Consider the following 25385-nt stretch of genomic DNA (forward strand, 5'->3'; position numbering starts at 1 on the left):
CAACACAAGATATTAGTGCACAGAATACTAAAATTCAGACAAAAAAAAACCGAGATTGCTCTCGGTTTTTTCAAAAGTTAAGTTTAAGTTAACTTTATTACGCCATTGCTTTGATGCGAGCGTTGATACGGCTCTTTAAACGAGACGCTTTGTTCTTTGCAATAATGCCTTTACCAGCCATGTTGTCTAGGCTAGATTGTGCAACACGGAAAGCCGCAGTTGAGGCTGCTTTGTCGCCAGAAGCGATGGCTGCTAAAACTTTTTTAACGGTCGTGCGCATTGCAGAACGCATTGAAGCATTGTGAATACGTGCTTTAGCCGCTTGACGGGCTCTTTTAGTTGCTTGTGCTGAGTTTGCCACTGTTTTTTCTCCAGGTATTTTTACATATTGAGATCCGTAGACCGCAAATACAACAGGTTTTATTAATCAAGCTTAAGTCCCCAAACCTGAAAGAACATTAAGAAAAACGGAATTATCCACTAATTCAATCACTTGTCAAATGAATTCCTAGGATTGAATTTAATCTAACCCTTTAAACGCCGGTAAACACCAAAGCAATTACATCGTTGGTATAGCCATCGCCATTTTTATACTCACGATAACCTTGACTCACTTTGTAACCTATCAAATAGGTCGACTGCAATCCTTTCCACAACACCGTATTTATCTGACCATTTTCAGCACTTAATAACTTAGCCGGCAAAGACAATTGCGCGCCTACTTTTAAAGACGCATGAGTAGTTGAAATGATATGGCCCTGACGATCGACAAACGCACTGAAAGTACTCTCGTTGACAGCTTGGGTTCGATACACCGGCTGAGTTTCTTGTAGCATGGCAGCAAACTGCGGTTCACTGTCGAAAATCAGCGCGATGCCCCCGACATTTTTGTGGCTAACCTGCCAATCTTTCACCGCAGCATGATAAATGTAAGTGTGTTTGTCGTCATATAAAGGCGTGGCTTTAAACTCAGATACAAAATACGCTTGGGTATCTTGCAATTTTAAACACTGACTGACTTCGCTCATATTGGGCATGGTCGTCCCTATCAGTTTGGTTTGTGACTTATCTGAAACCGCCAAAATTTTACCGTGCGTGTCATACAAAATGATGTTGGTATAGACCGTGTAAAGCTGGTTAATGTAGGCCAAAATTCGGCTAAGCTCATGAGTATCTTCGCCAGACACCTTGTTACCATCAACGGCTTTTGACAGCACTTTTCTAAAGGTGCTGTTCAGCGCCCACCAACGACAATCGTTAGCACGCTCGTACAAGTTTCTATCCATCACCTCAATCGATAAAGAGGCGCTCGATGCTATTTTGTCCTGAATGGTCTTAACCAAAATATTGTGAATGTGGTGAATAAAACGTGTAAAAATTTCTTGAATATCAATACTGATATTTTGAAAACTATCCAAGACAGGCAAGAAAGATTTGACATCTCGTTTCAGCGATAAAATTTTACCATTTAAAATCACAATCAAGAGCAGGGTACTGACTTTAAGATTGGTTTCTTCCAACTCACTTAAATAAAGAGGCGACTCACGCTCGATGGTTAAATCAATGGCGTCTAAATAATCTTTATCTGAAAACACCACTTGATTCGGCGCGCGCACCAATCCATACCAAGGTAACCCACAATACCCTTGATAGCCTTGAGTTTTGGTCGCAAACTGCAAACAAGGCCCTTCCATTCTGGGTTCTTGGTAACTGTCTGGGTTTTGAATTTGTAGCCCTGCTGAAAATTTTTCGGGCATATTGCAAGAAAAGGATTTGCCCATTTTGTCGAGCAACATAATCACATAGTCGGGTTGATTTTGATTAAGCACTTGATAAATGCGCTTCATCTCATCTTCAAAGTTAAAACTTAAGCATAAGAGCCCCACGGTACGCAGCTGGCCGCCAATATTGGCTTGCATTTTTTTGGCAAATACATGAGCAGCTGACTTTTGAGGAAACAATTCGCAAGCACGATAAATTTCAACATAGTCTGCTTGAGAGTTGATGGTTTCATGGATGAGCGGGTCGTGACACTGCGAACTATGATTGGCTTCATCCAACTTTACCGCCACTTCACCCGATGGCGTGAGCAAAACCACATCATCATATACAGAATACTTAGCCACATATTCTTGCAGACGGCGATGAATAAAGGCTTTTTGCTCGGGCGTTTTTTCTGCCGAGGCCATAAATTCAACCAAGTCATCATCGGTTGCCAAAAAGCCCACATCGGCGGTTCGTTCAAACAAGTTTCTAATCAAGATATCAATGGCTGCTTGTGCTTTTAGCATCACTTCACTGTTGGCTTGGTTGATATAGCGCCCAATCAATTCATTAATCATGATGTCGCGCAAATCTTGAAACTCTTTTTGCGTTTCAACAATCGACACCAGTAATTGCGGATCAATATTTTCATTGTTGATTTTGCCAACCATGGCAACCGTGGTCCACCACAGATCTTGATGCTGCAATTCTGCCAAATACTTTTTCACTTCAGGTAAGTATTGGGCAAACTGCTGATTGGATTTGCTGCCAGTCGATGAAAACATAAAAAACAACCTTGTTTAATGAGTGCGAATAAAGGAGAGTTTCAGCAACTAGCATACCAATCCTAAAAACCAGGGTTATGAATCCCCTGGAAACGAATTTTAGCATTTATTTTATGTAAAAAGACCCAGGCCTGGTTATTTTTACGCAATCTTGCACCAAAATAATCAATTTTGCGTAAGGAAAATAACATTCAAGCGGGTTTAAATTTCACTAACCACTTGTCTAGTTGATTGGCAAACGCCATCTTATCGGCATTGCTAAAGGTAGAAGGGCCGCCGGTTTGAATGCCACTGGAACGCAGGCTTTCCATAAAGTCGCGCATATTCAAACGCTGGCGAATATTTTCGGTGGTGTAAAACTGGCCGCGCGGATTCAACGCCAACCCGCCCTTCTCAATCACTTCCGCCGCCAAAGGAATATCAGCGGTGATCACCAAATCTCCGGCGCTGAGTTCTTGAACAATATGATTATCAGCGACATCAAATCCTGAACCCACCAGCTTAAACGACACATTAGCCGCCGGCGGAATGCGCATGGCATGGTTAGCGACCAACACCATTTTAATGCCCGTACGCGCTGCGGCTCGAAACAAGATCTCTTTAATCACTACCGGACAAGCATCGGCATCCACCCAAATCATGTTGCGTCCCTCGTGGCCAAGTCAAAAATCTGCGCCACATGCAAGCCTTCACGCGCAGATAAATCCGCAATTTGATGACGACAACTGGTGCCAGTCGCCACAATCAAATCATCGGCCTGCGCTGCTTTAACCGCTGGCAACAAGGCTTGATTAGCAATTTTGAGCGACACATCATAATGCTTATAACCAAAATCTCCCGCCATACCACAACAACCGGAATTGATGGTTTGCAATTGAATATCTGGAATCAGTTTAAGCGCCGCAATCACATCGCTTTGCTTGGCTAGAGATTTTTGATGACAATGAGTGTGCACCCAGACTTTTTGGAGTAAAGGTTTGAGTTTCTCGGTGTTGAGCTGGCCTTGCTGTTGCATGTGCAACAGCCATTCTTCAAACAATAAAAAGTCTTTGGGGGGCAACTCGTTTTTAAGCAACTTAGCCGCTTCATCGTGCCACACCAAAAGCTCTGAGGGTTCTATGCCAATCACTTGCGTCAGGTTTGGATGCTGCTGTAACTGGCTTTGAATCTGTGTTAAGGCATTAAACGCCTCGTCCAATAATCCTTGCGAAATCAAAGCACGCGGCGAGGTTGCCATAAAAATCGGCACAGGGTTAAAGCCAAGTGCCTGCAAACAGCTAAACAGCGCCTTGCCAACTTCCGGCTCTTGGTATTGGGTATATAAATCGACCAACACCAAAACGGGTTCGGCATTTGGTTTAGGGATTTGGGCTTGCCACCAGCTTTGCAGCGTTTGTGGCTGAATTTTGGGCAACTGACGACGCTCATCCACGCCCATGGCGCGCTTTACAAGCGTCAAGGATTGCAGTTTGTTATAAGCTAGCGGCAAAATACTGCCCAACTTCATTAAGCTACCGTAATGTTGAATAGCCAATTGTGACAGCTTTTGCGCACTGGATTGCTTGCGGGTTTTGCGGGTTTGATACAGCACCTCAGCTTTCAAACTGGCCATATCAACACTGGCAGGACATTCCGAGGCACAGGCTTTGCAACTTAAACACAGCTCTAACGCATCTTGTAATTCGTCACTCGATAAGGCTTCTAGCGGATTGGGTTCGGTTAGGGCATAGCGCAATAAATTACTGCGCCCTCTGGTGGAATAGGCTTCTTCACGAGTGGCTTGATAAGACGGACACATGGTGCCGCGCCCCGCCGATTTACGACAAGCCCCTGCGCCATTGCATTTTTCAACGGCATCTATCAAGGATAAGTCGGCAGACCAATCGAGTTTGGGTGAGAGCAGTTGTTTGGGCTGACGGTCGGCGCGCAAATTTTGCGTAATCGGCATATCGCCGATAATCACGCCAGGATTTAGAAGATTATGCGGATCAAAGGTTTGCTTAAGTTTAACCAAGCAACCATAAACTTCTTCGCCCACCTGTTCTTTGATAAAGGGCGCACGAATCCGACCATCGCCATGTTCGCCAGAAATCGCGCCACGGTATTTTTTAACCAATTTAGAATTGCGCTCGGCAATGGTTTGAAAGAGTTGTTTGCCTTCAGGCGTAACCAAATCCAGTTCGGGGCGAATGTGAATCAGTCCGACGGACGCATGACCGTAATAGACACACCCCACCTGAAGTTCGGCCATTAAGGCCTGCACATCTTCGTAATAATCCGGCAAAGACGCCACTGGCACGGCGGCATCTTCAATCACGGCCACTGCTTTTTGGCGAGTGGGTTTGCCCATTAATAAGCCCAAGCCGGCTTTGCGGATTTCCCAAACCTTATTGCTGTCTTGTGGCGCAATCATGGAAACGGCATAAGCACCGCGGTTTTTTAACCAGGCCTGGTCATTTTTAAGGCGTTTTTGCAGGTTTTCAGCCTCTTCATCAAACAGTTCAATCACCAAAACCGCTTGCGGATCACCTTCTATCCAAAAACGATTTTGCTGTTGCTCACGATTATTCAGCGTGCCATCCAGCGTCGCCTTATCAATTAACTCAACCGCCGCAGGTTTAAACGCCAAATAATCTGGCACACACTCCAACGCAGCACGCACCGAATTAAAATGGGCGCACAACAGCTGCCGATGTTTGGGCAACGCCACCAAGTTGAGCGTTGCCGTTTTGATGATGGCGAGCGTGCCTTCGCTACCGCAAATCAAAGGCGTTAGATTAAAGGGTTTGCCGTCAGGGTTAAAGGGTTGATGATGACGATAGAGTTCATCCAATGCATAACCGGTGTTACGGCGTTTAATACTGGGATGCGGAAAGTTGTCTAAAATCGCTTGGCCGTGTTGTTCAAGGATTTCAATGACCGTGCGATAAATCTCGCCCTCAAGATTTTGCAATTGTAATTTGGCGTGAAGTTCTGCCGAGCTGAGTTCTTTAAACTCTGTTTCCGAACCATCCGCCAAAATCACTTCAACCGATTTCACATGTTCGCGTGTCGTGCCGTAATAAACCGAGTAAGAACCACAAGAATTATTACCAATCATACCGCCAATCATGGCGCGGTTTGAGGTTGAAGTATCCGGCGCAAAACGCAGGTTATGCGCCTTAACCACATCATTCAAATCATCCTGAATCACCCCAGGCTCAACCATCACTTCTTTGCGCTCAGGCGAAAACCCTAAAATGTGCGTTAAATGCTGAGAAACATCAACAATCACACCCGATCCAATCGCCTGCCCACCCAAAGAAGTACCGCCTGCGCGTAGCGTGATAGGCTGATTTTTAGATATTACAGTTTTAACCGTTTGTGCTAAATCGTATATTGTTTTTGGCGAATTAACCGTAAGTGGAATGATTTCATAAATGGAAGCATCCGTTCTAAACAAATGACTCATAACTAGCGAAACTTAGTGGTGTGTGGGTTTTCTTTGGGTTGGCGCACACCGCGTTTTAACTCAAGCAAACAGGCTTGATACACTAATATGTAGATGCTTCGTTGCAACGCCATATAAAGCCCTGCCCAACCATCTAGAAAGCCCAATTTGAAAATGTAGCGGCGAATAAACTTCCAAAAGGCACCCGCCGTTTTCCAAGCACTGAAACGCGCGCCCTTTTCATAATCCACTTCGGCTTCAATGGTAGCCAGCTTAAAGCTTTTACCCCACCAAAAATCTAAGGTCGGCGCCATGTCATGCCTGACAACCCCCTCTAAAGTGGCGCGCTTGACATCTTCACAAATATAGGTGTGTTGCGAATCACAATAACTGACTTGGTTACGATTCACTAAACGAATATTTTTTTCAATTGAGCCGCCATATTTCAACCAATGACCCAACAAGGCATTTTGCCGCTTAATGCGATAGGCTAAATAGTGCGGCGTGGACTCCATGAGTTTGCGAATATTCTGCGCCAACTCCAGCGTGACCACTTCATCCTGATCGGTGAAAAACACCCAATCATGCGACGCGTTATTCAAGGCAAATTGCAATTGCAGCCCATACCCCGGCCAAGCATTTTGTAGCACTCTTACTCCGAGAGACTGGGCTATTTCAACCGTTTTATCGGCACTAAAGGAATCCACTATCATCACCTCATCTGCCCACATAAGACTTTCTAGACAGCCCTTAAGGTATTTTTCTGCGTTATAGGTCAGAACAAAAGCGGTAATTTTGTGAGCCATAAGATTCCCTAAATATGAACATCTGTTGTGCGTGGTGTTTGGATCGAAACAGGTGGTTTAAATAGCCAGTATAAGTACACTAAAAATAATATTAATAAACCGATGACTCTTAAATTGAAATCCCAAGACCAATCATGAATAAAGGTCCCCCTAAACAAATCTGAAGTAGACATGGATGTTAAAACAAAGAGACTTATTAAGGCCCAGATCATCTCGCTCTTACTATTTTCATTAAAGTGCCATAATTGCCACAAGGTAATAAGATAGACAGGCCCTAAAAAAACCAATGTTGGCCCTTCTGTTCTTGGACTAAAAACCAAAATATACATGAGTGAAGCCGCCAATATCATCATGAGTTGAGGCTGAGTAAAATGATGTTTTTGCGTGATCCAACGCTGAACTAAAACAGCAATCCCAACCAATGCCGCAAAAAACAGCATAATCAAAAAATAAGACTCTGCAAAAACTAAATTAAAGTTAACCTGCAAAAAAGCTCTTAAGTTTAAGAAAAAATGAATATAGGGTTCTTGATAAACCAGCGCCTTATCAATGACTAAAGTGCCAATCCAATCTGAATACAATTTGATTGCTGTTTCGCTTCCCCATAATAGAAATGGAATCGCGATTAAAAGCAAATGCCAAAAAAGGGTTGCCCATATGAAACGCATTCTTAAGTCTAAAAACAATAGTAATACCAAAACAATTGGATATAACTTCATATTGGTCACAAACGCTAAAACCAATGCGGCCCATAACCATTGTTTTCGAATATAAAGTGCAACGCCAATCATCATTCCGGCAACAACAATTGTGTTTGATTGCAGATAGGTTCCGTTTAAGTGAAAATCTGTCAAAAACAAAAAGGTGCCCAAAATCACCAACCAAGATGGCAGGTTTGATAGAGAGGTCATAACTTGTTTAAACCCTGCATTATCTGTAAACCATAACTTAAAAAGCCAATAACCCGCCAAAAAATAACTGAGCGTAGAAATCAACTGCCATAAAATTGCAGACGGGATTAAGGGTAAACCTGACATGGGAAGCAAGGGAAAGGCTAAAAATGTAGGACTGTACTTATAGAGATCAAACCCAGGGTATTGCGCATAAGGACTTAAGCCCTCTTTAAAATAATTAACAGCCTTGTAGAAGGTTTCATAAGCATAAGCGTTCGACTTAAGCTCTACAATGGGTACAGACAATAAATGCAAGGTCACGATTACAAAAAGTAGTAATGAAAATTTCATTCCATTAGATAGTCTTGGCATACTTAAAGTCATTCCAGTTTCTCTCTTAAAGTCTTAAAAACCATCTCGGGTGTAATGTCTGATAAACACTCTAGTTGATAAGGACAACGCTCCTTAACGCATGGACTACAAAAGACTTTGGCGTTTAAAACCGTTGTTAAGGGTGAAGGCGGAGCAATCTCTGCTTCATTTGCAGCGCCGAACCAAGTTACAACTGGAACACCAATCGCACTGGCAGCATGCATAGGACCAGTATCATTGGTCACGACCGCCTTAGACGCTTTAAAAAGGAATAGGGTTTCTCTAAGAGTGGTTTGCCCTGCCAAATTGATAACGGCGTCATTCTCTGAACATAGCCCTTTAACTTGGTTGGCAAGGTCAATATCATCTGGGCCACCCAAAATAACCACCTTAAGCCCTAATTTAAGAGTAATGTTCAAAGCAACTTGAGCAAAATTGTTAGGAAACCAGCGTCGCGTTGGTGATATGGAACCGACTATAAACGCAACATAAGCCTTTTCTGAGAGTTGATGTTTCAACAACAAATCATCCGTCGTACCCAACTCATCTTGACTAAAGTAGAGTTGAGGCAATATTAAGCGGCTATTCACCCCAAGAAAATCCGCTAATCGAGCATTATGCTCAAGACGATGAACAACTGTTTTAGACAAGGGTAAATGATGCGTTAATAAAAAACTTCTCAGCTCTTTTTCATAACCGATTCTGACGGGTACTTCTGCAATAAAAGGAAGCAATGCATACTTAAACGCATTGTGTAAAACGATGCAGGCATCAAAATCTGCACCTTTTAAGTCGGCTAAGCAAAAGCGCCAAAAAACTTTTTTAGAATAGACATGCAATTGATCAATAAACGGATTGGCAAGATAAATATCTTTCACCTGAGGTTCTGAGAAAACCTCAATAATTGCCTCTGGATAGCGTTGCTTCAATGCTTCAAAAATGGGTAGGGTATAAATGGCATCGCCAATTCGTTTTAACCCTAAAACCGCTATCTTATGAACTTTATTGGGAGTCATCATGCTCTAAACTTTTTTGCACAGTCGTGGCAACTTCATCCATCAAAACATATCGTTTACGATAGGTGGAGCGCTTTTTATTGATAATTTCTTCTAACGGCTTTTGGATATATTCTGTGGGTAGTCGCATCCACTCAGCTGAAAAAGGTTCTCCGCCAAGTTCCAGCCAAAAAGACTCAAAATCAAAAATCACTTTATTTTGCGACTTAGATTCATTTTGATAAACATGGTAATTGTTTTTAATGGCATAAATCTTAGGTTGCTTCCAAGCATAACAAACTTGGGTAAATGCAAAATAGACAAAGTTTTGCGGGCGCAAGCCAAACGTAATCTTAGTAAAGGCTCTATTCAACTCTAACTGCCCCTTTGCCCCCTGAATACCGCCAATATAAGCGCCATCTGAGGATAAAACAAAGTGCAAGTAATAGAGTTCAATCTCGTTGACCAACAGTTTTAAAGTCATCAGGCCTTCAAAGCGCATCCGCTCATCATATTCGATGGACAGTTTAATGTCATAACCGTCCAAATTGGCTTCATAAATAACCAGTCCGTAGTGATAAATCGCTTTTAGTTGCGTAGCTGACAACTGCTCAGAAACCACTTCAAAATGTGCCAACGCTATTTTTTGAATAATCTTTGCATCATCATAAGATTTACTCATGAATGAATGCATACGAAACATATAAAGCAAATAGACTTGCGAATCTAACAACTCTGTCAAATGTAATTGCTGAAACTTACGCTCAAAATTGATCACCCATTGATATTTAACCAGGCTCCAGAAAATAAACTTAAATTTTTTATCCCAGGATTGCGCTGAATATAAAAAACGCTTGAGGGCTTTAAAATAATCAAACATTATTTGAAACCTTAGAGGAGTGGTTTGCATAAAGTAATGCACTGAAAACAATGAACAAAACGGCTGTCCCATGCGCCAATAATAACGAGTCAGACAGCATCACAATTCCCATAAAAACTAAAAATGCCACGCGGTGTGGTTGAAAATTATCTTTTTGAGACCTTGCAACTTTAATCATCGCCGCAAACATAGCCATAAAAGTCATGAACCCCATTAAACCCAGTGCGCCTAACTCATAAAGATATTGATTATGAGGGTGACTGTGGTGTCCTGGCTCAGTGCCAGCATAAAGTTTAACCGCATTGGGATCTTTTAGAGAAGCCGTATAATCGGCAGGAAAATCACCAACACCTGAACCCAACAAAAACTGATCAATAGGTCTATTCATCGACATTTCCAAGGTGTTAATATAAAACCCAACTCGAGTGCCGACTGAAGTTTGATCACTGGGTTGAAAATTTTGCACCTCAGATACGGCTAAATTAACCCTCTGATTGAAGAGAGGGCTGCTGTAATAAGCGATTGCAACAACAGTGATTACAAATACTAAAGCGACGACAACGCCACGCACGATATGACCTCTTGCGGCAAAGTATTGCAAAAAAATTAGTCCACTCAAGATTAAAAATGCAATCTGACCGCTTCGACCTTCTGTAATAAACATATTAATGGTCATGGTCGTTGCAAACAGGGCAAAAAAGAATTTAATCGGTAAACTTCTATGCTCATATAACAAACCCTGCAAAACCAAATAAAGTCCCCATGCCAGCATAGGGTTATAAATCGTGTGACGGTAAAAAGGGCTGGGATTTTCTGGACTAATCCCCTCTAAGTGTAGCCATTCAAACCAAACTAAATAAGAAGTTAACTCTGTTAATGTCATCCCCATAATAAATGCAGCTAAGTACTTAGGAAGATCTTCATAACGACTGGCCATTAACAAAAATGGAAACAATAAAAAAATCATATGGCGCTCAACCATATGGGCACCCCAGGCTTGATCTTCAGACCAAATTAAAGATAAAGGATAAATGACCAAATAGGCCATAAAAGCCCAAAACAGGGGTTGAGACTTAACCTTAAGCCAACTTTCTTGATACTGCCCCTTTATAATCCACAACAGAATCAATAACAAGCCTAACAGGTTGGGTGCAGCAGGAGAAATTGGAATAAAAAATACAATCCCAATTATGGAATAACGCTCTAGCCTTTCGATAAAGGCTCTTTTCTCCTGTAAGTTTATAAAAGACAACATATTAAGACCTCAAGCTTTGGGGATTTTGCCAAGTAGAAATCACTTGCTGAACGCTTAAACCGGCTAAAGAGGTTTTTTCCTGCTCTGAAGAATGAAATTGCTTGATATATTGACTCGCCAAAGGTGAATTCAAATACTGAACTTTCTTACCCATAGCACCTACTTTTAAGGGATCGGTTACTCGATATAAGACCACCATCGGTACATCTAAAGCAGCTGCGACATGTGAAAGACCCGTATCCACCGATACCACGCTCTGTGCAAACTTTAAGCAGCGTGCCATTTCATTCAGACTCAGCTGTTGTTCTGGCACCCAAATGAATTTATGAGTGTTTATAGAATCTAAATTTGACCAGGCTTTATGCCCTTCAGGGTGCAGGTTGTTTTTAAGGGCTTTTTGAATGTTTTCTGTCATCCGCAAAGCGCGTTGTTGCTCTTCAATATTGCCCCAGGGCATAACCAAATTCAACCCTTGCTCTGCCAGCTTTTGCCCTAATTCACCCCATCGCTCTTCTGGCCAAAGTTTAGTATCCCAAGTCGTGCCGTGTAAAAAAACCACATAGGGCTGCTGCAAGTTTTCTAGCGGTTGCCAGCTTTGGGTATTGAGTCCATATTCAATGTGTTGGGAATTGGGAAGCGGATAACCCAAAGCTGTAGCAAATAATTCGCGTAATCGCCAAATGGCATGCTGGTTTTTGTCCACAGCGACTTTGACATCATAAAACCAAGAGGCAAGTGGTTCACGAGCTGATGACCAATCTAACCCCACCTTTTTACCTTTCAATTTACGCATGACCCAAGCACTTTTTAAAAGCCCTTGCGCATCAATTATCAGATCATAATTGTGTTGCTGAATTTGAGCAAAAAATGCCTTAATGTCTGCCCGATAACGCCACGGATGCTTGCGCCATTTGCGTAACTCGATGGGATACACCTTAACGACAACTGGATGCCACGCAGGTATCTCAGCAAACGATTTTTCGACAATCCAATCGACTTTTAAATTGGAAATGGCCGCTTGCGCATCTGAAAGCGCGGGAAAGGTATGAAATACATCTCCCATAGAGGACATTTTAATCAGCAAAATACGCATGAATTATTTTCTAAAATTCAGCGTGTGTGGATTTTCGGTTAACCAAGTAAGGTATTTTTTGACCCCTTGCGCCACACTGTGAAAAGGTGCATCGTAACCAGCAGCGCGCAAGTTTGAATTGTCCGCCTGGGTAAAACTTTGATAAGCCCCTTTTAAATGCTCCGGGAAAGGAATGTATTCAATTTGTCCTTTGCCGTGGAACTCAATCACTGCTTCGGCAATATTTTTGAAAGGTTCTGCAGCAGCAGGCCCCAAATTAAAAATACCCGATTTTTCAGGATGCGCCATAAACCACAAGTTAACCTTAACCACGTCTTCCACATACACAAAGTCACGGGTTTGCATGCCGGGGCCGTAACCGTCATATTCACCAAAAAGTTTAAGATTTTCGCCGGCTAAAATTTGGTTATGTAATTTAAAAGCCACACTCGCCATATCACCCTTGTGTTGTTCGCGTGGTCCATACACATTAAAGTATCTAAAACCCACCACCTGGCTTTCTGCATGTGGCAAAATTTGGCGAATATATTGGTCAAATTGAAACTTTGAAAAGCCATAAACATTCAGCGGCTTCTCATATTGACGATCTTCGATAAAATCTGGACCATCGCCATACACAGATGCAGATGAAGCGTAAAAAAATGGTATTCGGCGATTTAGGCAATAGTTTAATAAGTCTTTAGAGTATTCATAATTGTTGTCCATCATAAATTTGCCATCCCATTCGGTCGTGGCCGAACAAGCACCCTGATGGAAAATACATTCAATTTCTGGCAAGCCTTCTTCAGCAAAAATACGGCCTTGAAAATCTTCTTTATCTAGGTAGTCTGCGAAATCACAATCTGCCAAGTTAATGAATTTTTTACCATTTTTAAGATTATCCACCACTAAAATATCAGTTCGCCCTTGTGCATTAAGGGCTTTAACAATATTTGAACCTATAAAACCCGCACCACCTGTTACAACAATCATGTTCGCTCCCACACTTCACTTAACCACCGAATTTTAGCATTTCTTAAATTCGGGTTTCTTAAAAAAGGTAAAATTGCGTCAAAGTTAACCTCAAAATAATAGAAACGCAATCGAATGTATCAAATCAAAACGCCCTGGCAGCGCATCAAAGCTCATTTAAGTGCATGGTTAATCGACCATGAAATCCTGAGAGTCTTTTTTCGCAACTTTTATCGCATTTCAGATAAAGCTTACCGCAGCAACCATCCTTCACCTGGTTTTATTAAAACGCTCAAAGAAAAACATGACATTAAAACCATTATTAACTTAAGAGGCGCCAATAAAACAGGACAATATATGTTAGAAAAGGAAGCCTGTGAAAAATATGACATCAAATTAATTAGCATTCCTTTCTCTTCTCGATCGGCTCCTTGGCCAGAAGATATACACGATATTTTTAATGCATTTGATCACGCAGAATACCCCATACTTTTACACTGCAAATCAGGCGCTGATCGAGCAGGACTTGGCAGTGCACTTTATGAGTTTTATGTTGAAAACATCCCTTTATCTGAAAGCAAACAACTTGACATTAAATATGGCCACATTAAAAGTTCCGAAACAGGGGTTTTAGATTTTTTTATCCAAAAATGGACTGAATATCATCTAGCCAACCCTGAAGTTCCCTTTTTAACTTGGGTGGATACAACCTATGATTACAAAGCCATTAATGCCGAATTCAAAGCTTCTAAGTGGAGCAACCTTTTGGTCAATAAAATTTTAAGACGCGAATAAATGTCAAAGACTCCCAATCCCAGCACTCAAGAACTTTATAAACGCCTATTGCAATACATTAAACCCTATTGGAAAGTGGTCGGATTAATGCTACTGGCATTGGTCATTACGGCTGCCATGGAACCCCTAATGCCCGCTCTATTAAAACCTTTAATTGACGACAGCATGATTAAAAAGGATATGGACGCGATTGTGCAAGTGCCCTTACTGTTGATGCTTGTTTTTTTAATTAAAGGGCTCGCAGAATATTTCAGTAAAGTACTGTCTGAATGGGTTGCTTATAAAGCCATTTTAGATATTCGCTTTGATATGTTTAAAAAAATCAATTCACTCCCCTTAGAAACCCATCACGCCTATACCACCGGCAAACTCATGTCTAAAATCACCTACGATGTGCAACAAGTCGGCAATACCCTCAGCGAGGCTTGGGTGATTGTAATTCGAGATATTTTAATTATTCTCGGCTTATTAGGGTTCTTGTTTTATACCTCATGGCAATTAACACTGTTAATTGTTTTGGTAGGGCCTGTGATTGGCTTTATTATTGATCGCGCCAGTAAACTGATGCGCGGTTCCAGCACAGAAATGCAAAACAGCATGGGCAGCATGACCCAAAACCTTGAAGAAAGCATCAGCGCCCACAAAGACATTAAAATTTACGGTGCCGAAAGTTACGAAGAAAATAAGTTTTACCAAGTTTCAGACACGCTTCGCAAACACACCATGGCGGTGATTAAAGTCTCTGCTGCCAATGTTCCCTTAGTGCAAGTACTGGCAGCCATGGCTTTAGCGGGTGTACTTTATGCTGTGTCTCTCATGTCAGCCGACAATCTTTTCACGCCAGGTGAACTCATTGCTTTTATTGTGGCAGCTGCGATGATTTTTGAACCGATTCGTCGACTAACCAATATTAATGAAACCATCCAAAAAGGCATGGCGGCAGCAGAAAGCATATTTGAATTGCTAGACCAACCAGAAGAAGTTGACACAGGAAAGATCCAACTTCAAGACTGCAAAGGAAAAATAGAGTTTAAAGCCATGAGCTTTCAATATCCACAGGCTGAAAAACAGCTCATTAAAGAACTCAACCTAAGTTTTCCCGCCCAAAAAACTACCGCTTTAGTGGGCGAATCGGGCAGTGGCAAAACAACCTTAGCCAATATGCTCGCTGGCTTTTATCGTCCAACTGACGGGCAAATTCTACTCGACGAACAGCCACTAGACACCTACACACTTGCCAGCTTGCGCCAACAAATCGCTTACGTCAGTCAAGATGTGGTGCTGTTTAATGATACAGTAAGAGCCAATATTGCTTATGGACACAGCGATTTTGATGATGAAAAAATTGTCGCTGCCGCTAAGGCCGCCCACGCCTGGGAGTTTATTGAAAAGCTGCCAAATGGATTGGATACCCTAATTGGAGACAAGGGTTCCTCTTTATCAGGTGGGCAACGCCAACGGCTCGCCATTGCGCGTGCCTTTTTAAAAAACGCGCCCATACTCATTTTAGATGAAGCGACCTCTGCACTTGATAATCAAAGCGAAGCTATGATTCAAAATGCGCTCAATTTATTGCGCCAAAATAGAACCGTTATCGTGATTGCTCACCGCTTAAGCACCATTGAATCGGCTGACCACATTGTGGTTATGAAAAATGGGCAAGTTATAGAGCAAGGTACACACAAGCAACTCATTCAACAGCAAGGCCATTATCAGCAACTCTATCAACAAGGTACATGAAAATTGCAACCTTCTAACGCTTTTCAACTTTCTTTTTTGCACCCAAAATATTGGGGCATTTGGCTGGGTTATGGATTCCTTAAACTATTAAGTTTCATTCCTTATCACGCAAAGTTTTGGGTTGGTAAAAAATTGGGTAGATTACTTTTGACAATTGCTAAAAGTCGTCGAGAACTCGCTCGCAAAAATATTCAACTGTGCTTTCCAGAAAAAACGGCGCTTGAAGTTCAGGACATCCTTAAAGAGCATTTTGAATCGCTGGGCATAAACCTATTAGAATCCAGCACCAATATGTGGGGCAAACATCGTTATAATGCCAATCAAAATGAGTCGGAACACTTCATCTTTAAAGGGCTTGAAAACCTTCAAAAACAACCAGGCCTGGGTAAAATTCTGGTAATTCCACACTTCACTACGATTGAAATGACTGGGTTGATGGTCTCGTTTATTACCCCCTATCGCCCAATCTACCGCCCGCATGATAATCCTTTAATGGAGTATCTGATCACCACCAGCCGAACAGTGGTTAATATCCCCAACCAACCTAATCGCTCAGTGATACCCGTTTCAAACAAAGACACAAGGGCTATGGTTAAACATTTAAAAGCCGGCGGCACACTCTTTATTTTGCCAGATCAAAAATACGGTGGACAAGGCTCTATAAGCGTCCCGTTTTTTGGATACAATGTGCCCAGTAACCCAGGCGTTAACAAGTTAGCAAAGATGGGACAAGCGGCTGTTTTTCCAGTATTTACGCGTCGCATAAAAAACAAATACGAATTAACCATCCACCCCGCTTTAGAAAACTTTCCATCGGGTGATGATTATGCAGACACGCTTAGACTCCATAAACTTTACGAGGCTGAAATTCGTGAAAACCCCGCTCAATATCTTTGGGTTCACGACCGATGGGATATTAAAAACCATAATCCAGCACTTCCCGAAAGCCTATATCATTAGGTCATTCAATTAATTGCCCCCCCATAACAATTTTAAATAATGCTATAATTCAATCAATTTTGTAATTTTTGGAAGTGGACACTCATGGCTGCAACTCTTCGTGACAAACAACTGCGTTCTCGCGTTAAATTACTTGGCTCATTATTGGGTGAAGTCATCGAAACTCAAGTCGGCACGCCGATTTTAGAAGCGGTTGAAAAGCTGCGTAAAGGTTATATTCAGCTTCATGAAGCTGAGGATGCCAACTTAAGAGCTGAGCTCAAAGCTTTTATCGAAGCTCAAACCCCCGAAGACCTTATTTTAATCATCCGAGCCTTTAACCTTTATTTCAGCCTTGTAAACTTAGCTGAAGAAGAGCATCAATACCACGAACGCCAAAGCCAACTCAAATCAGATGGCCCGCTATGGATGGGTTCTGTTTTAAATACCATTGGTGAGTTTAAAAACAGTGGCATGACGGCTGAAGAAGTCACCCTCTTACTGAACAAAATCAACTACATACCGGTATTTACAGCGCACCCAACTGAATCCAAGCGTCGTGCCATCACCGACAACTTAAGACGCATCTTTGTGACTTTAGGTGAATTAAACGAAGCTGAAGCTTACAAAAATCCTTATGCTCAAGATGAAATCATCAAAAAGCTGCAATACCAGATTCAGGTGCTTTGGAAAACCGACGAAGTGCGTCGCATGAAGCCAACGGTTGAAGATGAAGTGCGCAATGGTATTTACTTTTTCCGTCAGTCACTTTTTAAAGCGGTTCCCGTGGTGTATCGTTATATGGAGCGTGCTTTGGCTCGCCACTACCCAGACGACAATATTGCCACCCCTAACTTTTTAACCTTCGGTTCTTGGATTGGTGGCGATAGAGATGGCAACCCCTTTGTAACCCACAAAACTACCGTAAATGCACTTTACATGCAATCGCGCGCGGTGATTTATGAGTATCAAAAACGCGTATTTGAACTGAGTTCACAATTAACCCAGTCAAAATTTATTTCAGACATTAATCAAGAAGTGATTAATCGCGCAACCATTGTTGATGCCGATTTGCTTGAATCTGTTTTTCACCGAAGAACTGAGCGTTTTAGAGACGAACCCTATCGTCGATTCCTATACATTATTCGCGGACGCCTTAGCCATAACCTAGAATATATTGAAGCGCAATTAAATGGAACACACATTAAAAAAAGCCGCTTTGCCTATGCCTCTGAAAATGACTTTTTAGAAGACCTGCAATTGATCGACTCTTCCTTAAGAGGTCATGGTGACCACAATATCGCCAATGCCGACTTAAAAGACTTAATTCGCTTAGTGCAAACTTTTGGTTTCTATCTAATGCGCTTGGATATTCGTCAAGAATCGAATGTACACAGTGATGCGGTTGCGGATTTACTTCAACATTTAAATATCGACTACTTCAGCCTTTCTGAAGCAGAGCGTTTGGACCTATTAGCCAAACATGTCGCCTCGCCAACCATTATCGACACGCAACATTTGTCTCTCAAGAAAATGACCAAAGAAGTGCTAGATGTCTTCCATGTGATTCACAATATGCGGGAAGAAATCAGTCATAAAGCCTTCAACAACTATGTTATTTCTATGACGCATGAAGCCAGCCATGTTATGGAAGTGCTATTCCTTGCGCATCAAGTGGGATTAGCGGGCTACAATGCTGGCAAACCTTATTGCAAGGTTCGCATTGCACCGCTATTTGAAACCATTACCGACCTTGAGCACATAGTGCCAGTGACTAAAGCGCTGTTTGACAACCCAACTTATAATGCCATGCTGAAAGCCTCTGGCAACCAACAAGAAATCATGCTGGGTTACTCAGACTCGGCAAAAGACGGTGGAAACTTGTCCTCGGCTTGGAGCTTGTATCAAGCGCAACAACAAATTATGAAGCTGGCTGATGAACACCGCATTGAATGCCGTTTGTTCCACGGTCGCGGTGGAACGGTTGGTCGTGGTGGAGGACCTACGCACACCGCCATCCTGTCACAACCAACAGGCACAGTGCGTGGTCAAATTAAGTTTACCGAACAAGGTGAAGTGTTGTCTTACAAATACAGTAACGCTGAAACTGCGATGTATGAAATTTCATTGGGCGTAACAGGCCTCATGAAGGCCAGTACCTGTTTGGTAAAACCTGTGACGCCAGATAACGAAAAACACTTAGTAACCATGCAACAACTGGCTAAAGATGGAGAGTTTGCGTTCCGTGAGTTGACAGATAACACGCCTGGTTTCTTTGATTTCTTCTATCAAGCCACTCCTGTTAATGAAATTGGCCTATTAAACATTGGTTCTCGCCCATCGCATCGTAAAAAAGGCAACTTATCGAAGTCTTCAATTCGTGCCATTCCTTGGGTATTTGGCTGGGCGCAAGCGCGCTTAACTTTCCCTGCTTGGTATGGAACTGGGTATGCGATTGCCAAGTGGAAAGCTGAGCACGGTGACCGCACCATTAATGATATGTATGAAAACTGGCCTTTCTTTAGAGGATTGGTGAGTAACATTCAAATGGCTTTATTCAAAACCGACTTAATCATTGGTGAAAACTATTCAAAACTGGGTAAAGACCCTGAGATTTCGCAAAAAATCTATCAAATGATTGCTCAAGAGCATATTCGTTCTGTAGATACTAATTTAGAAATTTCTGGCAATGAATATTTAATGGCCGACACTCCGACCATTGCTCTGTCCTTAACGCGCAGAACGCCTTATTTAGAGCCTTTGAATAATATTCAAATTGCACTTTTAAAGCGTTATAAAGATGAAAACATCACCGAAGAAGAAAGAGAAGTTTGGCTAACCCCGCTTCTAAACAGCATTAATGCGATAGCCGCGGGCATGAGAAACACGGGCTGATGAGTTTAGCGCCTTTAGGCGCAAACCCCAAGGTCATAATTAATTAGCGAGATATTATAAAAAATTGTTATAATATTTAGCTAATTTCTTTTTTGAATTTCAGTAGGTTAATGAAAGATGCAAATCACTTTATTAAAATCTAAACTTCACCGCGTGACAACCACGCATGCGGAGCTGGGGTATGAGGGATCTTGTGCGATTGACAGTCATCTTCTAGAAGTTGCTGGTATTCGTGAATACGAACAAATTCAAATATACAACATTAATAATGGCGAGCGTTTTACCACCTATGCCATTCAGGCTGAAGCCAATAGCGGGATTATTTCGGTGAATGGCGCTGCCGCGCATAAAGCCAGCCCAGGTGATTTGTTAATTATTGCTACCTACGCGGTTCTAAGCGAAGCGGAAGCCAATAGCTTTAAACCTAAAATGGTTTATTTTGATGAGCATAACAAAATCACTCATACTCGCAACACCATTCCCATGCAAATGGCTGAGTCTGCTTAACGCTTTAGCATTTTTTGTTTTTTTAAAATCAGGCTAAATGCCTGATTTTTTATTTATATTTACTGCCTGCACAAAACTAACGCAATGTCTTAGGCATGATAATTATTTCAACCCGTCGATTTTTAGCATGAGCTTCTGGTGTGTGTTCCGCTGAGATTGGCTGAGTATCCGCCATGCCAACCGCCTCGCCCTGCTCGGGCAAAATAACACTATCTAGCACTAGTTGCTCAATCACGGCAGCAGCTCTCGCACTAGATAATTCCCAGTTAGACCTAAACCGTCCACCGGTTACCGGCAATTCATCCGTATGGCCCACTGCACGCACAAACATATCTGGGTTTAAATAAACTTTTAATTTTCGTAATTGAAAAATCAGCTTAGGCATCAACTCAGCCTGTCCACTGGAAAAGGAAATCTGTTCCGCAAAAGTCACTTTTATTTGATTTTTTTGAGGATCAAAATTGATTTTAATATCCTCAGAGGGTTTCGCTTCAGAAAGATAAGTTTCGATTAGACTTTCATAGAGCGGTTTAAGATTTTCAATCACCGTTTCGCCACTCAAATCTGAGTCACTTTGGTTTTTCTGAACCTGCTTAAAATACTGTACCTGAGTTTGCGTTAAATCCTGACCATGCCCCAACGCATTCGTTAAGCTCTGCACAACAGATTCATATTTTTCTGCATCCAAAGTCGACATGGCAAACAACAACACAAAAACCGCCATTAACAGCGACATTAAATCTGCAAAGGTCGCTAACCATCCTGGGCAAGGTTTAACTCTCTTTGCCATTCAACGCTTCCGATTTTGCCTTTTTTCCTTGCAAATAAGGCAACAGTAAATCACGCATCACCGCAGGATTATGGCCTGATGCTAAACTTTCTATGGCATCAATAATCAGGTGTTGGCGATTTGCCTCTGCATGTGCCCAAGAAGAAATTTTATCCGCCATCGGCAGGGCAAAGAGATTGGCAATCATCGCACCATATAAGGTAGTCAACATCGCAACCGACATGGCTGGACCAATGGTTGACGGGTCGGATAAGTTTGATAACATTTGTATTAAGCCAACCAAAGTACCAATCATGCCAAAGGCAGGTGCGGCATCGCCTATTGCTGAAAACACGCCCGAGCTGGTTTCAGCCCTATCGACCAATAACTTGTTTTGCTCTTTTAACGATTGCTGAACCAAATCTTTAGAATAACCATCCACCAACATGCGAACACCATCTCGATAAAAGGCGTTATTGACCTCGATATTTTCGAGCGCCAACATCCCACCTTTACGGGAAATTCGCAACATTTCTTCAGTTAAATCAATCAACTGAGACAAATCTTGAATATCATCCGTAGGTTTTAAAACCTTAAAGGACATACCGATTGCATTAAACACTTCTGCCATAGAATAACGAATCATGGTGGCGGCAATGGTGCCGCCAAACACAATCATGATGGATGGCACATTGATAAACAGCAGAATAGATGAACCCATTGCCATTGCCAGCAACACAATGGTAAGTCCTAGGAATAAACCAATTAATGTTGAAAAACTCATGTGCGTCCTGCGCAACAGGCTTCAAAGATTAACCTTGAATCTGCAACGGATTTAGTTAATTAAGATATTGTCTAATAAACGGGAATTTCCCAATCTTGCCACCGCTAAAATGACCAGGCATGGTTGTTTTTGAGCCAGTTTTTGTTGAATTTGGGTTTCTGTCAATGCCATCAAATGTTGAGCATCCACCACAGACACATAATCTACCGCATCAAACCCCTCGGCTAACAATTGCTGGATAGCCGTTGCTTCGAGTGCCGCCACATTAGAATTACCCGATTTTAAAGCCAAAGCTAAATCATTCAACACCACAAACAACTTTGGGGCAACTTGGCGTTGCGCTGCCGACAAATATTGATTACGAGAACTCAATGCCAAACCATCTACATCGCGCCCGATTGGCGCGGTAATGATTGTAATCGGCATGGCTAGGTCTTCGACCATCGACTTGATCACTTGCAACTGCTGATAATCTTTTTGACCAAACACCGCCACATCTGGCTGTACCATATTAAAAAGTTTGGTGACCACCGTCGTCACCCCGTCAAAATGTCCAGGGCGTGTCGCTCCCTCTAACAATCCTGTTAAATGCTCTGGCACGCACACCCGAGTTTGGCTCATGCCTTTGGGATACATTAAGGCAACACTGGGAAAAAACAACACATCAGTTTCTGCCGCGCTGAGCTTTTCGACATCCTGCTCAAAGGTTCTTGGATATTTATCTAAATCTTCGCTTGGTCCAAACTGCATAGGGTTCACAAATACGCTCACCACCACCTTATCGGCCGATTGTTTTGCAAAATCTACCAAGCTGATATGCCCTGCATGCAAGTTTCCCATAGTAGGTACAAACCCCACCTTAAGGCCAGCAGTTTTCCAATCTTGAATTTGAGCGCGTAATTCATCCAGGGTTTCAATGACTTTCATGTCGGCTCCTTAAGTCATCTCGTGACAGGGTTGTGGAAACTCGAGGTTTCGCACGGCTGTCACATAGCGTTCAATGGCTTGCTGAATAGAATCCGCACCCGTCATAAAGTTATGCGAAAACTTTGGCGCTTTACCCAAGGTTAACCCCAGTAAATCATGCAACACCAATACTTGTCCATCAGTATCTTTGCCAGCCCCAATACCAATCACCGGAATCGTTAAGGCTTGTGAAATTTGGCGCGCCAAATCTGAAGGCACACATTCCAACACCAACAGGTCTGCGCCTGCAGCCTGCAAAGCCAAGGCATCATTCATTAAAGCTTCTGCTGCGGCTGCATCTCTACCCTGCACTCGATAACCGGTTTTTTGCACCGACTGGGGTAATAATCCCAAATGGCCACACACCGGCACACCCAGCTCACTCAATCTTGCGACCAAAGCAACCGCTCTTTGTCCACCTTCAAACTTGACCATATTGGCGCCAGCTTGCATTAATGCCTTAGCGGCCGCCAGTCCATCTTGCAAAGTGGCATCCGCCATAAAAGGCAGGTCTGCAATGCACCAAGCTGTACTATTGCTGCGCTGTACCATTTGCGTGTGATAGACCATTTGTTCCAAGGTCACCGGCAAGGTTGTAGTATGCCCTTGCACCACCATTCCAAGAGAGTCTCCCACCAAAATCACATCCACCCCAGCGGCTGAAACCCAATGTCCAAATGCGGCATCATAGGCCGTTAAGCAGACAATCTTTTGCTGGTTTTGTTTCATTTTTAAAAGTTGGTTTAAAGTCATAGAGGGTCCAAAGGCGGTTTTTCTATCAAAGGGTCAATCGGCAAGACAAAAGTTTCGGTTAAATTATTCACCAAATCAGTAACCTTGCCTAAGTTTACGATGTCACAATCAGGCCAAATTTCTTGTAACGGCAGTAGCACAAAATCACGCTGAGCTAAAAAGGCGTGCGGAAGGGTTAATTGAGGTGTTTTCAAACAAACATCGTCATAGAGCAAAATATCCAAATCAATCAAACGCTCCCCCCAATGTCGCACCTTGCGCTTGCCTAAAGTGGATTCTAAACCCTGACAAGCCGCTAATAAATCAAAGGGACTCAAAGCAGTTTGAACAATGGCAACGGCATTAATAAAATCTGGTTGATCTTGCGGACCTTGCGGTTTTGAGGCATATAAACGAGAGGCTTTGAGCAACTGTGTTTGCGGCAATTCCGCCAGCGCCTGAATCGCGCGTTGCACTTGAGTTTGGGGGTTCTCTAAATTCCCCCCCAAGCCTATGACTGCAGTGGATTTTACAGCCGTCATCTTTGGCTACCTAACCAGTTGCGTTACAAATCGCCAGTGTTGGCTTTCGCACCACTGCTTTTACGATAAGGATTACGGTTGCGTCTTGGGCGTTTTTTACGGCGCGATGGCTGTTCAATATCATTGGCAAAAGCAACCTGTTCAACGGGATTTTTTTCTTGATATTGGGTCCACCAGTCAAACAAACTCGCCAAATCTTCTTCGCCAGCCGCAACCCTTACGCCCAAGAAATCATAAGCCGCTCTAAAGCGTGGATGCTCGGTTAATCTTTGTGCTTTATCGCCATGGCGACTGGGCAATCTAAACTGCATCACCCAAATTTCGCGCATTTGCGCCGTAAAGCGTTTTGGAATGGCAGTGCTCTTAATTTGTGCGTTCAACACTTCATTGGCAGCATGATGCAAGGCATCTTGCAAAGATTCACCCTCTTCCTGATACTGCTCCATTAAATCACGCATGGGTTCCCACAACATGGCGGCAAACAAAAACGAAGGATTCACACTTTTATTTTCTTGAATTCGCGCATCGGTGCTTTTCAAGGCCTCAATCACCAGCATTTTGGGAAAATGATCATCCTCATAAGCCAGAGTTTGGTGCGTTAATGGGAAGATATACTCAAACAAGCCATAATGGCGAAGCTTTTCAAACACTTCCAACCCAACGCCACTGTGGAAAAGTTTTAACACTTCTTCAAACAAGCGTGCATTCGATACATCCAACAACAAACTGCCTAATTCAAACAGCGGTTTTTCAGTTGCCACCTCTATCTTAAAGCCCAATTTTGCCGCAAAACGCACCGCACGAATCATGCGCACCGGGTCTTCACGATAGCGCTCTTCTGGGTCGCCAATTAAACGCAACTGCCCTTTTTCAATATCTTCTAAAGCGCCCGCATAATCAATAATAGAAAAATCACGGATATTGTAATATAGGCTATTGACGGTAAAATCACGGCGCCAAATGTCTTCATCCATGCTGCCATAAATATTGTCGCGCAACAAACGGCCGGTATCATCGACTTGGCGCAAAGGTTCTTGGCGTCTGCCAAAGCGTTTTTTGATGGCACTAGAGCTGGTCGAGGCTTCACCCTCACCTCTAAAGGTCGCCACTTCAATCACATTGCGCCCAAAGCGCACATGCGCTAAACGAAAGCGGCGCCCTATTAAGGTACATTGGCGCTTAAATACCGCCTGAATTTGCTCGGGATCTGCATTGGTAACCACATCAAAATCTTTGGGCTCTAATCCCAGTAACAAATCGCGCACGGCACCGCCAACCAAATAAGCCTCATAACCGGCACGCTTTAAACCATAAAGCACATCTAACGCGGGCTTATCGATTTGACTGCGAGAAATACCATGTTGGTCACGGGGAATAATCACAGGGGCAGATAAGTCAACTGTAGGGATGGGCGAATGGCTTGACTTAACAGGCGTTTGAGGGCTTAAAAAAGCTCGAATTTTACGAATGATTTTTTGCATATTTAGGGTGT

The 25385-nt window shown here is 42.7% G+C and carries 22 protein-coding genes; 5 read left to right on the top strand and 17 right to left on the bottom strand.

The features are described from left to right. Nucleotides 1–97: 97 nt before the first annotated feature. The 11 genes from rpsT to rfaD form a co-directional block, all read right to left on the bottom strand. Nucleotides 98–361: a 30S ribosomal protein S20 gene (rpsT, locus tag THMIRH_RS09015; RefSeq protein ID WP_173291777.1), complete on the bottom strand. Its 264-nt coding sequence runs from the start codon at nt 359–361 to the stop codon at nt 98–100. A 172-nt stretch (nt 362–533) separates the two neighbouring features. Further along, entirely contained in the window at nt 534–2549 is a 2016-nt protein-coding gene (locus THMIRH_RS09020) for a cache domain-containing protein (RefSeq protein ID WP_173291778.1), read from the bottom strand. 191 nt (nt 2550–2740) lie between these two features. Next, nucleotides 2741–3190: a YaiI/YqxD family protein gene (locus THMIRH_RS09025; protein ID WP_173291779.1), complete on the bottom strand. Its 450-nt coding sequence runs from the start codon at nt 3188–3190 to the stop codon at nt 2741–2743. Further along, nucleotides 3187–6000, bottom strand: a complete 2814-nt coding sequence (locus THMIRH_RS09030) for an FAD-binding and (Fe-S)-binding domain-containing protein (RefSeq protein WP_173291780.1) — start codon at nt 5998–6000, stop codon at nt 3187–3189. The genes THMIRH_RS09025 and THMIRH_RS09030 overlap by 4 nt, the downstream gene beginning before the upstream one ends. Nucleotides 6001–6002: 2 nt before the next feature. Further along, on the bottom strand, nt 6003–6785 hold the full coding sequence (locus THMIRH_RS09035; RefSeq protein ID WP_173291781.1) for a glycosyltransferase family 2 protein: 783 nt from the start codon (nt 6783–6785) through the stop codon (nt 6003–6005). 8 nt (nt 6786–6793) lie between these two features. Continuing rightward, nucleotides 6794–8029: a glycosyltransferase family 87 protein gene (locus THMIRH_RS09040; protein WP_173291782.1), complete on the bottom strand. Its 1236-nt coding sequence runs from the start codon at nt 8027–8029 to the stop codon at nt 6794–6796. A 29-nt stretch (nt 8030–8058) separates the two neighbouring features. Continuing rightward, the gene (gene waaF, locus THMIRH_RS09045) at nt 8059–9069 is read right to left on the bottom strand and encodes a lipopolysaccharide heptosyltransferase II (RefSeq protein WP_173291783.1); all 1011 of its coding nucleotides are present in this window, start codon (nt 9067–9069) and stop codon (nt 8059–8061) included. Further along, nucleotides 9053–9925 (bottom strand): DUF535 family protein, encoded by an 873-nt coding sequence (locus THMIRH_RS09050; RefSeq protein WP_173291784.1) that lies wholly within the window; start codon nt 9923–9925, stop codon nt 9053–9055. Before THMIRH_RS09050 ends, waaF begins: the two co-directional genes overlap by 17 nt. Continuing rightward, on the bottom strand, nt 9918–11180 hold the full coding sequence (locus tag THMIRH_RS09055) for an O-antigen ligase family protein (RefSeq protein ID WP_173291785.1): 1263 nt from the start codon (nt 11178–11180) through the stop codon (nt 9918–9920). The genes THMIRH_RS09050 and THMIRH_RS09055 overlap by 8 nt, the downstream gene beginning before the upstream one ends. A 1-nt stretch (nt 11181) precedes the next feature. Then, complete coding sequence (waaC, locus tag THMIRH_RS09060; RefSeq protein ID WP_173291786.1) at nt 11182–12273, bottom strand: lipopolysaccharide heptosyltransferase I; 1092 nt, start codon at nt 12271–12273, stop codon at nt 11182–11184. 3 nt (nt 12274–12276) lie between these two features. After that, the gene (gene rfaD, locus THMIRH_RS09065) at nt 12277–13245 is read right to left on the bottom strand and encodes an ADP-glyceromanno-heptose 6-epimerase (protein WP_173291787.1); all 969 of its coding nucleotides are present in this window, start codon (nt 13243–13245) and stop codon (nt 12277–12279) included. Nucleotides 13246–13359: 114 nt separating this feature from the next. On the opposite strand from rfaD, the gene THMIRH_RS09070 reads away from it, so the two are divergent. From THMIRH_RS09070 to panD, 5 genes are all read left to right on the top strand, one after another. After that, the gene (locus THMIRH_RS09070; RefSeq protein WP_173291788.1) at nt 13360–14019 is read left to right on the top strand and encodes a fused DSP-PTPase phosphatase/NAD kinase-like protein; all 660 of its coding nucleotides are present in this window, start codon (nt 13360–13362) and stop codon (nt 14017–14019) included. Then, nucleotides 14020–15759, top strand: a complete 1740-nt coding sequence (msbA, locus tag THMIRH_RS09075; protein ID WP_173291789.1) for a lipid A export permease/ATP-binding protein MsbA — start codon at nt 14020–14022, stop codon at nt 15757–15759. A gap of 3 nt (nt 15760–15762) precedes the next feature. After that, nucleotides 15763–16719 (top strand): LpxL/LpxP family acyltransferase, encoded by a 957-nt coding sequence (locus THMIRH_RS09080; protein WP_173291790.1) that lies wholly within the window; start codon nt 15763–15765, stop codon nt 16717–16719. An 84-nt stretch (nt 16720–16803) separates the two neighbouring features. After that, the gene (gene ppc / locus THMIRH_RS09085; protein WP_173291791.1) at nt 16804–19593 is read left to right on the top strand and encodes a phosphoenolpyruvate carboxylase; all 2790 of its coding nucleotides are present in this window, start codon (nt 16804–16806) and stop codon (nt 19591–19593) included. Between the two features lie 117 nt (nt 19594–19710). Continuing rightward, nucleotides 19711–20100: an aspartate 1-decarboxylase gene (gene panD, locus THMIRH_RS09090; RefSeq protein WP_173291792.1), complete on the top strand. Its 390-nt coding sequence runs from the start codon at nt 19711–19713 to the stop codon at nt 20098–20100. Nucleotides 20101–20176: 76 nt separating this feature from the next. Here the strand turns inward: panD and THMIRH_RS09095 are convergent, their stop codons facing one another. Genes THMIRH_RS09095 through pcnB form a run of 6 tightly spaced genes read right to left on the bottom strand, consistent with a single transcriptional unit; the run spans nt 20177 to nt 25374 of the window. Beyond that, nucleotides 20177–20890: an OmpA/MotB family protein gene (locus THMIRH_RS09095; RefSeq protein ID WP_173291793.1), complete on the bottom strand. Its 714-nt coding sequence runs from the start codon at nt 20888–20890 to the stop codon at nt 20177–20179. Then, nucleotides 20874–21653 (bottom strand): motility protein A, encoded by a 780-nt coding sequence (locus THMIRH_RS09100; protein WP_173291794.1) that lies wholly within the window; start codon nt 21651–21653, stop codon nt 20874–20876. The genes THMIRH_RS09095 and THMIRH_RS09100 overlap by 17 nt, the downstream gene beginning before the upstream one ends. 51 nt (nt 21654–21704) lie before the next feature. Beyond that, complete coding sequence (gene panC, locus THMIRH_RS09105) at nt 21705–22580, bottom strand: pantoate--beta-alanine ligase (protein WP_173291795.1); 876 nt, start codon at nt 22578–22580, stop codon at nt 21705–21707. A 9-nt stretch (nt 22581–22589) separates the two neighbouring features. Further along, nucleotides 22590–23372 carry a 3-methyl-2-oxobutanoate hydroxymethyltransferase gene (panB, locus tag THMIRH_RS09110; RefSeq protein WP_173291796.1) on the bottom strand — a complete coding sequence of 261 codons (783 nt, stop codon included), beginning with the start codon at nt 23370–23372 and terminating at the stop codon, nt 22590–22592. Then, nucleotides 23369–23893, bottom strand: coding sequence for a 2-amino-4-hydroxy-6-hydroxymethyldihydropteridine diphosphokinase (folK, locus tag THMIRH_RS09115; RefSeq protein WP_173291797.1), 525 nt, complete (start codon nt 23891–23893; stop codon nt 23369–23371). Before folK ends, panB begins: the two co-directional genes overlap by 4 nt. Before the next feature lie 23 nt (nt 23894–23916). Then, a complete protein-coding gene (gene pcnB, locus THMIRH_RS09120; protein WP_173291798.1) occupies nt 23917–25374 on the bottom strand; it encodes a polynucleotide adenylyltransferase PcnB in 1458 nt (485 codons plus the stop codon). Between the last annotated feature and the right edge of the window lie 11 nt (nt 25375–25385).

This window comes from Thiosulfativibrio zosterae (assembly GCF_011398155.1).
Classification (GTDB): Bacteria; Pseudomonadota; Gammaproteobacteria; order Thiomicrospirales; family Thiomicrospiraceae; genus Thiosulfativibrio; species Thiosulfativibrio zosterae.